The organism is Pseudomonas sp. NPDC087803, from assembly GCF_044742995.1.
Lineage (GTDB): Bacteria > Pseudomonadota > Gammaproteobacteria > Pseudomonadales > Pseudomonadaceae > Aquipseudomonas.
Genome location: NZ_JBIUVO010000023.1, coordinates 33,799 through 49,177, shown reverse-complemented (window position 1 = coordinate 49,177; position 15,379 = coordinate 33,799). Strand labels below are relative to the sequence as shown.

General features: G+C 61.9%; 8 protein-coding genes. 2 read left to right on the top strand and 6 right to left on the bottom strand.

All coding sequences use genetic code 11. From position 1 onward, the window contains the following. The first annotated feature begins 19 nt into the window (after positions 1-19). Positions 20-4,090 carry a neuraminidase-like domain-containing protein gene (locus ACIOUG_RS14440; protein WP_401066483.1) on the top strand — a complete coding sequence of 1,357 codons (4,071 nt, stop codon included), beginning with the start codon at positions 20-22 and terminating at the stop codon, positions 4,088-4,090. After that, entirely contained in the window at positions 4,083-8,417 is a 4,335-nt protein-coding gene (locus tag ACIOUG_RS14435) for a hypothetical protein (RefSeq protein WP_401066481.1), read from the top strand. The genes ACIOUG_RS14440 and ACIOUG_RS14435 overlap by 8 nt, the downstream gene beginning before the upstream one ends. Here ACIOUG_RS14435 and ACIOUG_RS14430 read toward each other — a convergent pair. The 6 genes from ACIOUG_RS14430 to ACIOUG_RS14405 all read right to left on the bottom strand — a co-directional run bounded on the left by ACIOUG_RS14430 (position 8,414) and on the right by ACIOUG_RS14405 (position 15,252). Next, positions 8,414-9,745: a DUF58 domain-containing protein gene (locus ACIOUG_RS14430; RefSeq protein WP_401066480.1), complete on the bottom strand. Its 1,332-nt coding sequence runs from the start codon at positions 9,743-9,745 to the stop codon at positions 8,414-8,416. The two genes, ACIOUG_RS14435 and ACIOUG_RS14430, sit on opposite strands and share 4 nt — an antisense overlap. A gap of 115 nt (positions 9,746-9,860) precedes the next feature. Then, the gene (locus tag ACIOUG_RS14425) at positions 9,861-10,862 is read right to left on the bottom strand and encodes an AAA family ATPase (RefSeq protein WP_401066478.1); all 1,002 of its coding nucleotides are present in this window, start codon (positions 10,860-10,862) and stop codon (positions 9,861-9,863) included. Next, positions 10,859-12,022, bottom strand: a complete 1,164-nt coding sequence (locus tag ACIOUG_RS14420) for a DUF4350 domain-containing protein (RefSeq protein ID WP_401066476.1) — start codon at positions 12,020-12,022, stop codon at positions 10,859-10,861. Before ACIOUG_RS14420 ends, ACIOUG_RS14425 begins: the two co-directional genes overlap by 4 nt. Further along, positions 12,019-13,566, bottom strand: a complete 1,548-nt coding sequence (locus ACIOUG_RS14415) for a DUF4129 domain-containing protein (protein ID WP_401066474.1) — start codon at positions 13,564-13,566, stop codon at positions 12,019-12,021. The genes ACIOUG_RS14420 and ACIOUG_RS14415 overlap by 4 nt, the downstream gene beginning before the upstream one ends. Beyond that, positions 13,553-14,530, bottom strand: coding sequence for a stage II sporulation protein M (locus ACIOUG_RS14410; RefSeq protein ID WP_401066472.1), 978 nt, complete (start codon positions 14,528-14,530; stop codon positions 13,553-13,555). The genes ACIOUG_RS14415 and ACIOUG_RS14410 overlap by 14 nt, the downstream gene beginning before the upstream one ends. Continuing rightward, positions 14,527-15,252: an RDD family protein gene (locus ACIOUG_RS14405; protein WP_401066470.1), complete on the bottom strand. Its 726-nt coding sequence runs from the start codon at positions 15,250-15,252 to the stop codon at positions 14,527-14,529. Before ACIOUG_RS14405 ends, ACIOUG_RS14410 begins: the two co-directional genes overlap by 4 nt. Between the last annotated feature and the right edge of the window lie 127 nt (positions 15,253-15,379).

Here is a 15,379-nt window from a genome sequence, read left to right as displayed (position 1 = left end):
GACGATTCAGGAGAAGACCATGACTCAACGCAATCTGGCTCAATTGTTGGAAAAACGCCGTACAGCATTGGTCGAATACTGCATCGGTCAGGTTGCCAGGAACAAATACCCCTTCGTGAAAACGCCGCAGGATCTGTTCGAGTTGCTACGCATGGACCCGCTGGACAACTACCCGGTGCAAAGTTCGTGGGTCGCCGAGGCGACCAGTTGCGCGCAGCAATTCATACATGCGGCCTATCGCAAGCTTGAGCCGGGGTATGAAAAAACCGCGTTCCCGGCGGAGCACCTGAAACTCTGGGAGCTGTACAGCAATTATCCCGACTGGGCGGCGCTGTCGTTGATCTCGGTCTACCCGGAAAATTTCATCAACCCCTTTGTGCGGCAGCGCAAGACCCGGGTGTTCAAGGCACTTGAAAATGACTTGAATCAGACCCGTCTGAGCGGCGATTCGGTGCAGCGGGCCTTGCAGGAGTACCTCAAGGCATTCGAACAGACCTGCAATCTGGACGTTATCAGCGCCTGTCTGGATGGCGACTCGGCGAGCCGGGCAACTTATTACTTCGTCGGTCGTCAGCGGGTGCAGCCTTTTCAGTATTACTGGCGCAAGGCCGACATCGAACTCACCACCGCCGGCAACCCGGTCAATCCGGCGGCATGGAGTGAGTGGCAACCCGTCGACATTCCGACAGGAACCAGGGTTCTGGATATGCGGCCGCTGTTCTGGAGCGGGCGCCTGTGTCTGGTGTGGGCCGAATGGCGCGATCAGGTGGGCAGCCAGGACGATGGGAGCTACTTGCCCCACAGGTTGGACATCAATCTGGCGTTCATGAGCCAGAATGCGCAATGGTCGGCACCGCTGAGCTTGTATAGCGCTGATCAGCGTGACGATACCAGCGCGGGCGCCCGATTGCTCGCGACGACACTGGCCGACCGGGACATTCATCCCAAAGGTCGGTTGGGGGTGTTGCTCACCAACGACAGGTCTGGCGCTGCTGGCCTGAATGTTCGCGCAACCCGTGACGTGCTCTTTCGCCCCATGGCCGAAGACGACGGCAGCTGGCTCGACCATCTGGCGATCCATCGTTTCACCGATGCTTTGATCCTGCAGCATCCCCTGACCCCCACGAATCAGCCGTCAGTTGCGATCAAGAGCCAAACCTCGGGGGCGTTGACGGATTACTACGCCTTGCAGGCGGTGTTTTCGGAGGTGGGAGAAAAGGATTTTCTGTGGGTCAGGGGCCTGTGTCGGTCGACGAATCAGGTGGTAGGGGCGAACGCCGAATTTACTCTGGCGTTGCACAACTCGTCGGGCACTGATCCGAAAGAAATCAAGGGCTCATGGTCTGTCGCGGGTGGTTGGGCCACGGGTTGGATGGCATTGGAGCGCGCGAAAGGAGGATTCACCGGGCTGGTCGAGTTTAGCTTGAGCAGTGCGAATCACGGCAGCAAGAACTTTACGGTCGCGCTGACCGCGATCACCCGCTTCGTGCCGCCAACACTGGAAAAGAACGCGCTGAATGCCGCGCAGTTCATCGGTTTCAGGCAGCCCGGAATGTTGCCGCGCGCTCGTTTGAACTCACTATTCGGCCCGGAGCTGGTGCAGCTCAGCAATATTTCGGTGGATGCCGTGTTGGACTGGAACACTCAGTTCCTCACGGAACCGCCCCCAGTCGCAGGCCCGATCACAGAGCCGAACGGGGCGTTCGACGGCGCCAACGGGTTGTATTTCTGGGAGCTGTTTTTTCATTTGCCGCATCTGGTGGCGGAACGTCTGCGCGCCGAGGATCGCTATCTGGAAGCGCAGAACTGGCTGCATTACGTGTTCGACCCGCAAGCGATCGAAACGTCGGTCGAGCCGAAGCAACCTCGTTATTGGCGCTGCCGCCCCTTGGCGAGCGCCGGGAATGTGGGCCGCGAAACACAGATGCCGACGGACCCGGATGCGATCGCCTATTCGGCTCCCCGGCACTACCAGATTCTGGTGTTCACCGAGTATGTGAAGAACCTGGTCGCGTGGGGCGACTGGTATTACCGCCAGCTCACTCGAGATGCCTTGGTGGCGGCAAAACTGTGTTACGTGCAAGCCGAGTTTCTGATGGGCAAGCCGCCAACTGCCCGGGCGGTGACCCGCTGGCAAGCGCAGACGGTAGATGCCTTGTTGAAACAGAGTGCGACCCGGCCGGCGCTTGAGCAGTTTGAGCAGGAACTGGTGTTTTCCCTGGCGGATATTCCTCCGGCCGCCGAAGCATCACCGTTGATGGGCCTGCTGGCGAACGAGCCGTTCAAACTGCCGATCAATGAGCAGTTGCTCGACCTGTTCGACTGGCCGGGGCAGCGCCTGAACAACTTGCGCAACAACCTGACCCTGGATGGCAAGCCACTGAATGTTCCGCTGTTCAGCCCGCCCACCGATCCCAACCAATTGTTGCGCGATCTGGCCGCAGGCGGGGTCGGTGGGCCGCGGCCGCTGGGCGGACGTCTGGTGGTCGGTGCCTTTCGCTGGCGTGTCACGTACGAGGCGGCGTTGCGCGCCGTGCAGACATTGCAGGAGTACGGCGGCCAGGTTTTGCGCCTGCTTGAACAGCGCGATCGGGCCGAACAGGAAGAACTGCAGCAAGAACACCTGAAGGAGCTGGGCGACTACGCCCGCACGGTTCAAGAGCAATCCATTGCCCAGCTTGAAGCGAACCTCGCGGCCCTGGGCCAGAGTCAGGCCATGGCCCAGCAGCGCGCTGACCGATTCAAGGCCTGGTACGACGAGAACGTGACCGATGCCGAATACCAGGTCATGGAAAAACTGCAGGCAGTCAAATTGATCAATGCCGGCACGCACGCGATCAAGACCGGAGGAGCATTCGTCGGCGCGCTGCCGAATATTTTCGGCTTGGCCAACGGTGGACATCGTCCGGAAAAAATCGCCGATGCCGTAGTTTTTGGTCTGGAAATCGGGGCGATGCTCCTGCAGATCGACGCGGATAAACAAGCCCTGACCGAAACCTATCGCCTGCGCCGCAGAGAGTGGGAGTTGCAACGCGATCAGGCACTGGCCGAAGTCGGGGCGATCGCGCAGCAGATCAGCGCGCAGACATTTGCCCTTGGGGCGGCGAGGGCGAGTCTGGAGCAGACCCTGCGGGCCAACGGTCAGGCGTTGGCGCTTTACAACTACCTGAAGAAACGCGCGACCAATGCAGAGTTGTTCGGCTGGCTGCTGGGCCAGCTCAAGGCCTTGCACTATCAGGCTTACGATGCGGTGGTCAGTTTGTGCCTGAGTGCCCGTGCGTCGTTGAGTGCCGAAACCGGCGATTACGAAACGGGTGAGGCGTTGCCGCAGGTCTGGCTGGACAACCGTCACGGGCTGACCGCCGGTGAACACCTGCGCGAATACCTGTTGCGAATGGATCGCCTGTACCTGCAAAGCCATGAGCGTCGGCTGGAGCGGGTCAAGACCGTTTCATTGCGACAGTTGTTCGATGACAAGGTTGATCCGCAGGCGGGGTTCTCCGACTGGACCCAGGCACTGGACGAACTGATGGCCAAGGGCACGCTGGAGTTCCAGCTGACGCAACTGTCGTTCGATCGCGATCACCCGGGGGAGTACTGCCGGCTGCTCAACCTGGTCGAGGTCGACCTGCCCGCACTGCTCGGACCCTATCAGGATGTACAGGCGACGTTGCTGCAGATCGGCAGCATGACCGCCACACGGGCCACGGCGCAGTCGGTCGAGTACCTGCATCAGCCGGCGGGCAACGTGGCGCCGGCCGAGGTGCTGTTCAATCTGCGCAGTGGCCAGCAGATCGGCTTGTCGGTGGGGATCGCCGACACTGGCATGAACGCCGGCAAACCGGATGAAGGCTTGCTCAACCCGTTCGAGAACACGGGTGCGGTGTCGCGCTGGCAGTTGCACTTTCCCTGGCCGCAGAGCGAGCGGCAAGCGTCGATGCTCAAGTCGCTCAACGACATCATTCTGCGCATCCGGTACACGGCCAAGGCCGGTGAGCCGACGTTTACCCTTGCCGTCAAAGACCTGGTTACCCGGGCATCGGCTTCCCGCCAGTCCCGCAAAGTCAAAGGAGCAGGCCATCATGTTTGAACCAGGCATTCAGGCCGATGACAGCCTGATTCTCAACGGGGATTTCAGCGAGTCTTTGACCCATTGGAAAAAGGGGCCGACTAACGACCGCTGGGTAGCGGTCGTGGGCGAGCTCTACGGAGACGTCTTGATCAGGATGCTTTCAGTTGGCCACCTGAGCTCTGCCTATCAAGAAGTGACCGTACCTGTAACGCCGGACGCCAGAGCCAGGTATGTGCTGAGTTTCCTCTATGAAACGCGGCATACCGAAGCGGGCCGCATGCTGATCACTGATGAACGTGGTACCACGTTGAGAGAAATCCTGTTGCCGCCGGGCAGCCCTCGTAACCTTGAAGAGGACCAGGCACGCATCGCGCTTGGGCTGCCGTTGGAATTCAGGCCGATCCAGTACAACGCCCCTTTCGATCTGCCGTTGCAGCGCCTGGACAGGCTCCGCGTCACTGTAGTCGCTCCGCGTAATGATCCTGATGACATGTATTCGGTGGTCCTGGTCACCCGTATTGATCTGGCCCTGCATCTTGAGCCGGTGGCACTGCAGACGCTGAAACTGGACGATGAGCAATTGCCAGCCAACGTGCCGCTCTACCTGTGCCTGGGCGCGGACGGCGGCTTTCAGCATCGGCTTGAATGTGTCCCCGAACCCGACAGTCCCTGGCTCTACACCAAAGCCGCGCTGATCAGTGACGACAACCCGCAGGGGGCCGTGACTTCGATGCCGGACTGGGGCGTTGATCATCCGCTCGATTCACCGTGGATCCTGCAATGTCCATTGATCGGTGATCAGGCTCCCTATCTGTTCACCCTGAATCTGGTCAACCAATACACCGCTGCGCCGTATCCGCTGCGGATCTCGCTCGGGCATCACCGTCTGGTGTTTCGCGAGGTGCAGGAGGCTGCGTATTACCCGGTGCTGGCGTTGGCGCAATCGGTGCGGCTGGGAGTGCGCGTGGCCTCCTGGTACACCGGTCAGTTTCTGGCCGGGCGCGCGGTGACCTGGACGATTGACGGTCAGCGAGTTCTCGGTGCTGCCTCCACTGATTCCGAGGGCTGGGCGTATCTCGATTATCTGCCCACGGCTGCGGGGGATATCAGCATCGTCGCCTCGGTAGCGAGTCCCTACTATGCCAGCGGGGTCGTGACCACGCCGCTGGCTGTCCGGGTGCTGGCGACTGATCCGTGGAAGGACGTGCTGGCGGTGGTCGAGGGGAATGCCTTGCCCTGGGCGCAAAAGACCGGATACCCCAATCGTGGTTCGACTTATCAGTTGAGCGTCCGGCTGCCTGACGTGTTGCGTGGCACCGAACTGGCCTTGCGCTGGGAAGGCGATTCCGCGGCACAGTTGGGCGTGCAAGTGCGACCCGAACTGGACGAGTCGGTGCCCGTCGTTGCCGCTGATCTGAGCTGGGATCTGATCTGCCGGGACGATCTCGACGGGCGCTTCCAGCTGCAGTTGTCGTGCTCGAAGTTGCTGCTGACCTCAGACAGAAAACCGATGTCGCTGGCACGCAATCTGGTGCGCATTGGCGACGTTCAGGAGGCCAACAAGTTTCCCGTGGTGGACGAGCACGAAAGCGTGCTGCTGCGTGTACAAGTGGTGCATATGATCACCAGCGGTGAAGGCGATCCGGTCAACAATGCGCTGGTGGACTGGGAAACCCCCGAGGGGACGATCTCGACCCGGTCAGGCCTTGGCGGCTGGGCCAGTGTGCTTTACCAACCGACCCGGGCCGGGGAACTGGTTGTCTCCGCCCGCGTGCGCGCGCATGACGAAGCCGTGGCGATGGAGCGACCGTTTGCCGTGAGGGCGCTGCAGAGCAGCCCCTGGAAAGGCAAGATCAAGATCCTGTTCGACGGCAATTTGGTTGACCTGACCGAATTGGGCCTGCTGTGCTGGCGCGGTGAGCCACACACCTTGCGGATAGAAATCACGCCCGGCAGTTCGCTGAGTGGAGAGATGGTCACGCTGCGGTGGCGTGGTGAGCCGCCGGGGATCGGCTTGACCGTCTCGGATATCGACAAGCCGTTGAGGCTTGGGCCATTGGGGCTGGAATGGCACTTCAGTTCGCAGGTCGCATCGAGTACCAGCAGCCTGTTCAGTCTGGCCTTGAGCACCCCGGGGCTTGTATCGCCCCGGGAGTTGTTCGGTCGGTTGATTTCCACGCAACTGACGGATGAATTGACGCTGATGCTGGATCAAGTGACCGCCACTGCCGCGGGTCAGACTCTGTTCCCGTGCATTGGCGCCAGGCACAACTTGCGCTATCTGCCGAAGGCCTTGAGCCCGCTGGCGGGTTTGCAGGCGACGCTGGTGTGGCAAGGCACGCCGGCTGATGACCTGGAAGCGAGCATTGAACCGCCGCTCGATCAAGCTCAAATAATCAGTGACGGTGGTGTTGGCTGGCGGCTGGACTTCACTTCGAGCAAGGTCTTCGGTGCCTTTAGTGTCGGGCTTTTGTTGTCTGCCCTGGATCGCTCCATGAGCACCCATCCGATGCAGCTCGCTCACAACAAGCTGCGAATCGAAGACTGGCGTGAGTCAGCGGTTGACGCCGTCGTCGGCAAGGATAAAGCCTGGAACTGGGTCAGGGTGGTGTCGGCATTTACCGGACAGGCGGTGGCGCAGGCGGCAGTGCAATGGAAGAGCGCAATCGGTGCAGACATTGTCACCAGCGATGACCTCGGTTGGTCGGGTTTTGGCCTGATGCCGGGCACGGCGGGCAAGCAGGAGGTCGTGGCCAATGTGCACAGCCTGTTCGATGGCTATGAAGAGCAACGTACCTTGTCCTTTACGGCACTGGCCCGTGACCCTTGGGAAGAAGTGCGGGTGCGTTTCGATGGGCATGATGAACATCCATGGGGCCGTCACACGTACTTTCCGCGACGCAACGGCTCACATGCCATCGAAGTGCTGCTCCCGGATGGCAGCCCGTTGCTCGATCAGGAACTGACCTTGGGCTTGACCGGCACCGGCCCCGCGGAACTGGGGCTGAGTTTCGAACCTGCGCTTGGCGCATCGCGCCGGCCCTCGGCAATCGGTTTGCGCTATTCCTTGAATTGCGCCGACCTCAAGGACGGTGGCTTCGCGCTGCGCCTGGGCGCCGAGCGCCTTGCCAACCTGTCACCGGCCAACGCGATGTCCCTGGGAGAGGGCGCGCAGGTGTGGAAACTCCGCACCACTAGTAGCGTTCAGCAAGTGGTGGAATGGGAGCAGGAACTGGTCGAGCAGGTGACAGTGGTTGCGTCCACCACCGGTAAAGGCATCGCGGGGGTAGTGGTGACCTGGCGCAACGAAGATCTGGGAACGGTGACCAGCGTGACAGATTTTTATGGGGTGGCCACTGTGCGCTTCAAACCACAGACGCCGGGTGCGGCGGTGCTGACGGCTACGGTGGGGGATGGGGTTTATTCGGAGTCCATCTCGATTTCGTATTCGCTGAGTGTCCCCCGCGAAATTGTCGACGTCGTGGTGGTGCCTGCGCAGGGATACCCCACTGAGGAAGTCGAGGCGATGGCTACAGTGATTTCGGCGTTGACCGGCCTGCCTCTCGCAGGCGTTGAAGTCATGTGGGATCTGCCGGGAGCAACGATTGCCAGTGCTCAGAGCGACGCCCAAGGCAGAGCACGGACAACATTTAAATTGCCATTGCGTAGCGGTGTTCTGGAGGCCATGGTGCGTGGTGGTTTGGGCGGCTGGGATTCTGCTCAATCGTGGGTCGAAGTCACGGAAGATGAGCCGGTACTGGTGGAGTTACACGCGGATGCATTGAGCGTCTATCAGGGAGAAATATTACCAGTATGGGCCCTTGTCGAAGGTCGACATTCCGGGGGGCCGTTTGAGCAAGCGTCTGTTTCTTGGAGCCTTGGTTCACAGATCATTGCGCCTTCCGTGACGCAGGTGGATGGCAAAGCGTATCTGATGGCCGAACCCATGGTTATCGGTGACATAACGCTTACGGCCAGCATCCTGGCGGAAGTAGAAAGCAGCCGAAGTCTGAACATCAAAGTGTTGGATCCTGCTTCGCATCCTGGCCATGCCACGATCAGGGATTTGCGCGAATTGAAAAGTCCGATTAACACGGGCTCGGTCGCGGAGTTCATAGGCACCGTGGTTTCAAGTGTTTCCGGCCAGCCATTGCCCAGGCGAGAATGCTATACCAGCATGAACGGCGAAGCCTTCAAGCTAAGCTATACAGGAGCCAACGGAGAGATCAACGCGGGGTACTGGGCTCATGAGCCGGGTGTGGTCAGCTTTAAAGTGGAAGTTCGAAACCCCGTTGGTCAACCTGAAAAGGCCTCTGCATCTGTACTGGTAATCCGGCAACCCTAAATACCCCCTGTGCGCTTCCAGTCCAGGTAGCGATTGACCAGCCCCACGCTCAATTCGCTGGGGCGCACATCCAGCACCTGAACTGCATGAGCATTCAACTGCTCATGCAGTTCGGCCCGGGCATTGAGGTAGTCCACCGTGCCGCAATAGGTCAGGGCTTCGGGCAGCGTTTGGACCGGGGCATTGCGCACGCGATCAAGGGCTTCCTCGCGCAGGCTGACCACCAGTACCTGATGCTGCTGGCTCAGGCGTTTGACGCTGGCGAGAAGATCCTGGTCATCCTCGTCACGCAGGTTGGTCAGCAGAATGATCAGCGCCCGGCGCTGCTGTCGGGCCAACAGCTGTCGGGTAGCCGTTGAATAGTCAGCGGGACGCTGAGTGCTTTCGAGATCGTAGACGGCGTTGAGCAGGACCTTGAGCTGGCTGGCGCCCTTGATCGGCGCCAGAAAACGCGGTTGCGCGACGGCGAACGTACTCAGTCCTACGGCATCGCCCTGACGCAGGGCCACGTGGCTTAGCAACAGGCAACCATTGAGCGCATGATCGAAATGCGACAGCTCGCCGTCCTGACTGCGCATTTGCCGACCGCAATCGAGCATGAAGATGATCTGTTGGTCACGCTCATCCTCATACTCGCGGGCAATCGGCGTGCGCTGGCGGGCGGTGGCTTTCCAGTCGATCTGGCGCAGGCTGTCGCCTTCGCGAAATTCGCGCAACTGATGAAACTCCAGGCCCTGCCCGCGGCGCTGGCGCTGACGCACACCGAGCTGGCTCAGCCAGTTGTCCACCGCCAGCAATTGTCCGCCGTAGAGTTTTGCAAAGTCCGGGTAGACGCGGATGTCGCCGCTCACGGCGAGCAGGCGTTTGCCTGACCACAGACCGAACGGGCTGGGCAGGTTGATTTCGCAATGTTCGAAGCGCAAGTGACCTCGCTTGAGCGGGCGCAGGCGATAGCCGACCTCACTGAATTGCCCGGGTTGCAGTTCGACCGCCAGCGGCAGGTTGTCGAAACTCAGGCCCTGCGGCACATGGTCGAAAATCTCTACCGCGACCGGCTCAGTGAAATCGTGGCTGAACCGCAGCCGTACCTCGCTCCAGCGTCCCAGGGCCAGACTGCCGGGCATCTGTCGCTGGAGGCGGGGTGAGGGCAGGTTTTTAAGGCGTAGCGCATCAATGATCGCCAACGCCAGCAGAGCCAGGAGCAAGCCCCAGTTGATCGACAACAGCGTTGCGGGCACGTCGATGTCGAGGGCTTGCAGCGCTCCCGTCAACATGCCAATCGCGCATAAGACGGCGAGCCAGATCAGTAGCAGTCGGGAGGGTTTCATCGCGCTGTACCCAGTTGTCTGCTGAAAAGATCGCAGCCTGCGGCAGCTCCTACAGGGGATCGCGCTCTGTGCAGGAGCTGCCGAAGGCTGCGATCTTTTGCTCTCTCCTCAATGCTCACAAGCGCGGCGCCGGCACTTGGTCGAGCAATTGCTGGAGCACCTGATCGACCTGCAAACCTTCGATGTCCAGCTCCGGCGCCACCCGCACCCGATGGCGCAACACCGCGAGCGCGCAGCCTTTGATGTCATCAGGGATCACGAACTCGCCGCCACGCAACAACGCACGGGCGCGGGCGCAACGCACCAGCGCAATCGAGCCACGTGGCCCGGCACCGAGGGTCAGGCCGGGCCAGGAGCGGGTGCTGCGTGCCAAGCGCACGGCGTACTCGAGTACTTGATCATCCAGCGGCAGGTCGCTGGCGATGCGTTGCAAGGCCTGCACATCCTTGGCCTGCAACACCGTGCGCAACGGCTGCACATCGAGCATGTCGGCGCGAGTCGAGCGGCTGACCTGACGTACCATGTTCAGTTCCTGCTCGGCCTCCGGGTAATCCATGCGCACCTTGAGCATGAAACGGTCGAGCTCGGCTTCCGGCAGCGGATAAGTGCCTTCCTGTTCGATCGGGTTCTGCGTGGCGAGCACCATGAACGGCTGGGCGATCGGCAGCGCCCGGCCTTCGAGGGTGACCTGGCGTTCCTGCATCGCTTCGAGCAACGCTGCCTGGGTTTTCGCCGGTGCGCGGTTGATCTCGTCGGCCAGCAGCAAGTTGGTGAACAGCGGCCCCTTGCGCAGCTTGAACTGCTCGGTGTGCAGGTCATACACCGCGTGGCCGGTGACGTCGCTGGGCATCAGGTCCGGGGTGAACTGGATACGTGCAAACTCACCGCCGAAACAGCGTGCCAGCGCCCGCACCAGCAAGGTCTTGCCCAGCCCCGGAACGCCCTCGAGCAGCACGTGGCCGCCGGCAATCAACGCGGTCAGCACATCGTCGATCACGCCATTCTGGCCGATCAGGGCCTTATGCAATTCACCGCGCAGCGCTTGTGCCAACTGACTGGCACGCTGGCGTTGCTGGGCGGCGTGGCTGGCGCTGCCGGGCTCGATCTGTTCACTCATAGCGTGTTCCTCAAGGTTTGCAGGTGGGCCACCTGGCGACTGAAATCAGCGCTGCTCATGCGCTGTTTCGACACCGGGCTCAGGGCCTGACTGATGGCGCGGGTCGGCTGGCGGGTCAGGCGCGACAGCACCAGCCATTGCTCGGCCACGTTCAATTGGTCGAAGCCGGGATGCCGGCGGCGGGCGCGGCGCAACACGTCCTGTTGCAGGGCTTGCAACAGCGTGTGCTGTCCGTTGTGGCGCAGAATGAAATCGGCGCTGGCGCGCAGGTGTTCCTGCAACTGGCGACGGCCACTCGGGGCCGGCGTCTGCAGTGGCCCATGACGCACAGCAACGTGCCACAGGCCGAGGCCGATCAGGGCCAGCAGGGCGACGATGGCTTGCGGGAAGTAACGCCAGAGCAAGGTCAGCAGACCATCGTGTGCGGTGTTGTAAATCAGCGTGACGTCGGTGTCGGCGCTCAGGTACCAGAGCAGCCAGGCATTATCGTGCTTGCTGATGGCCGGGATTTTCCACAGTTCGGCATCGGTGACCACGGTGATCGAGCCGAGGCCGTACGCCAGTTGCATCATGTGCGTGGCCTTGGCGCTGTTGGCCCAGGCTTGAGCGAGATTCTTCGGGTCGTCCAGATGGAACGCGGTGTCGAAACCGGCGTAGGCCGGCGCGTCCTCGTCCTCCAGATAGAGCTTGGTCAGATTCGGGTACGGGTCATCGGCCAGTTCCGCCGGCGGCTCCTTGAGGTCCTTGCTCAGCGACTGGTGCAACTGCACCCGATCCAGCAACAGGTCATCACTTTGTCGGGCCTGCTCATCCCACAGGGCTTCGGCGACGAACACCAGTCGCCCACCGGCGCGAGCCCAGTTCAACACTTGATCGACCTGACGCGGGGTCATGCGCGAGCGCTCGCCGAACAACAGCAGGGTGTGCCGACGCGGATCAATCTCGGGCAGCACTGCCAGCGTTTCGGCGTGGCCGACGTTGAGGCCGCGTTCACGCAAGAACATTTCTGCCGCCAGATACGGATTGGCCTGCGCCTGAGGCGAGGGGCCGTGATCGATCACTTCCTGATAGGGCCTGGCCTTGAGGTACAGATAAACACTCAACGCCGCGAGCAGGGCGACGATCAGCCCGCCGAGCAACCACGCGTTGCGCCGGTTCAAGCGCGCGCTCCCTGCTCGAACAAGGCGCGCCAGCCGTCACACAGCTCCTGTTGCAGATGCGCCGCCGGCACGCGGTGCCCGTAGGCCATGTTCTGCCAGTGCTGTGTCAGGCTGCGACTGAACGCCAGCAGTTCCGGGCGCTGCAATTGCTCGACCCGCCGCAGCACCTGATGCTCGGTGTCGGCGGGTTTCAAGGTCAGGTCGAAGTCGTGCAGCAGACGGCTGAGCAATCCGCGATAGAGCAGGCCCAGCGCCGCGCGCGGCTGGGTCTGCCAGAGTTGTTCGGCACTGGCGGCGATGTCGTCGGGCAAGGATTGCGGGTTCAGGTCCAGGCCGAATGCTTGCTGCGGGGCCGGTGGTCTGACGCCGACGGGCAACTGCGCCCGGCGACTGACGAAGGTGCGCAGGAACTCGCGGTAGCGCCAGATCAGCCAGCCGATTGCCGCAATCAACGCGCCCCACAGCAGCACTTCGATCAACACCGCCAGGGCATTGAAGCGTTTTCCGTCAAGCCAGCCGAGCAGGGTTTTCAGCCATTGCGGGGCCTCGCCGGGTTTGCCCTCGGTCGGGGCTGCCGGGTCGTCGCCAAAGCGATAGCGGGTCACGGATTCTTTATTCTTGAACGGCGGTTGTTCGAGCAGCGCCTTGATGCTGTCGTGCGCAGCCTGACTGGTCAGCGGTTGGTGCAGCAGGCGTGGTGCTTCAGGTGCGCTGGCGGGATCGGACGCAGCCCATACGGGTGGCACCGCGGGCAGCAAAATACAGACCGCCAACAACAAAACCAATGCGCTGCTGTTCAGACGCTGGCGCAAGCGGCGGAACACCAGCTCGATGTCCCAGGCTTCCAGGGTGGTGCGCCGGTTCAGGTACAGGCTGAAACCGCAGGCGACATAAATCGGTTCCCAGAGCACCAGCACCAGCGCGTAGAAGGCGTTGGTCAGGTGCTCCAGCCAGCGCCAATGGTGATCGGCGTCGAGGATCAGCGATTGCCAGTCCCAGTCGGTTTCGATCTGCTGTGGCAGCAGCATGTAGAACAGCACCATCAGGCCGATCCACAGCGCAGTCTCCAGATGCATGCCGATGATCGTCAACCATTGCGCGGCGCCGGCATTGCGTTGCAGTAACGCCTGCAAACGCTGTTGGCGGGCGGTGCCATCGAGACCTTCGAGTTGCACCACCGGCAGCAGGAAGCTGCGGCTCAGGCTCAGGCGGCGCCAGGTCAGGCTGGCCAGCAATTGCGGTTTGAGCAGCCGCGGAAATTCGCGCAGGGCCTGTTTCAGCGTCGGTGTTTCGCCGAACAGGGCCTTGGACAGAATGTACAGCGGCAGGCGTTCGCAGGCCGGTTTCAGCCACCAGAAAATCACCACCGCCAGCGACGGCGAATCCCACAGCAACAGGCTCAGCACGGCGAACAGCGGCAGGGTGACGATGGCCCAACTGGTCATCAGCAGGCGGCGATGCTGCTGGCTCATGAGCACGCCGAGGTCCATGGCTTCCCAGGTGCTGCGCGGGCGGATCGCTACAGTGGCGTCACTCAGGCGCATGGCGTGTCCTTCCGGCCAACAGCAGATAGGCTGCCACGGCGATCCACAGCGCAGCCCCGACCGCATATTTGGTCTGTGGCGCGCCCCCGGTTTTCGACGACCAGTACGCTTCGATGAACGCCGCGATCAGCAGGAACAGCATGACCCCGCACACCAGCAGCACGCTTTTGCGCGCAGCGCTTTTCAACGCTTCACCGCGCGTCTGGCGCCCCGGCGCGATCAACGCCCAGCCGAGTTTCAGGCCGGCGGCGCCCGCCAGGGCAATGGCGCTCAGCTCGAAGGCGCCATGGCCGATCACGAAAGACCAGAACGTCTGGCCGAAACCGATCTCGGTCAGGTGCCCGGCCACCGCACCGATGATCAACCCGTTATAGAGCAGGAAGAACGCACTGCCAACGCCCAGCAGCAAACCGCTGGCGAAGGTCTGGAAGGCGATGCCGATGTTGTGCATCACGTAGTAACCGAACATCACCCAGTCTTCACTGGCCGCCCGTTCGGCCGTACGCCCGAGGTGCCCGGCCACCGGGTCGTACATGCTTTGCATCTCGCGCACCTGTTCGGCGGGGATCAGGTTGTAGACCAGTTCGGGGAAGGCGTACACCAGCAGCGCAAAACCGCTCAGACTGCCGAAAAACAACAGGCCGGCGGCCAGCACAAAGGGCCACTCGGCACGCACCAGACGCGGGAAGTCAGCGAGGATGAAACCCAGCAGATTGGCGCCGAAGCGGCTGCGATGCCGATACAACTGCTGGTGGCCGCGCAACACTTGTTGTTGCAGCGAGTCGATCAGGAAACTGCTGTAGCCGCGCTCCTGCGCCAGCGCCAGATGCTGGCACAGGCGTCGATAAGCCTTGGGGAAACTGGCCACTCGCGAGGTGTCCTTGCCATGTTCAAGGCGTTCGAGGGCCAGCGTGAAGCGCTCCCATTCGGCCTTGTGGCGTGCTTCGAAAAGACTCTGCTTCATGTCGGACCCAACAGGCCGCGGGCGATGCCGTTGAGTTCGCCGACGGCTTTGGGCGCCGGGATGTGCAGCGGTTGGGCGAGCAGGGCGGCCAGTTCATTGACCCGCGCCGGCGACAGTTCAGCCTGGCGTTCGGCGAAGGCGAGCAGGGCGCGTTGTTCGCTGAGGGTGAGCGGGACGGGGGAACGGCGCGGCGACGCATCGGGTAATTGCGGGCGTTGCAGTGGATGTTCGCTGTAGACCACCAGGGTACCGGCGGCGATGTCCCCGAGGCGTTTGAAGGTCGGGTGTTGCAGGCAACTGATCGCTCCGAGGAAGTAGCCGAACGGCAGCAGGTCGACAAAACGCAACAGGTTGCGCAGCAGCGAGGCCGACCAGCCGATCGGTGTACCGTCATCGTGGATCACCCGCAGGCCCATCCATTGCTTGCCCGGCGAACGGCCCTGACGCAGCACTTCGAACAGCACCATGTACCACCAACTGACGGCAAACAGCAGCAGCGAGCCCAGACCCATGCCGAGTTGGCCGAGAAACGCCAGTATCAGGAACAGCGCGCCGAGAATCACCCCGCGAATGCCCAGATCAATGCCGAAGGCCAGGCTGCGCACCATCAGCCCGGCCGGGCGCAACGGCAGGTCGATGCCCTCCGGGGTTTCCACCTGATGGCGGGTATCCAGTGGCGGATTCAGCGGTGCTTTCCGTGGCAGTGCTGTGTTCTCGAGCATGGGCTACCTGAGGGGGCCGGATCGGGATGCAAGGTCCGTCCGATGCTAGCAGCCTCTTGGGGGAAAACGACATAACTATGTATTGCACTTCGTGTGGTGCGCAGTGGTTGATTGACACGGCGCTGGC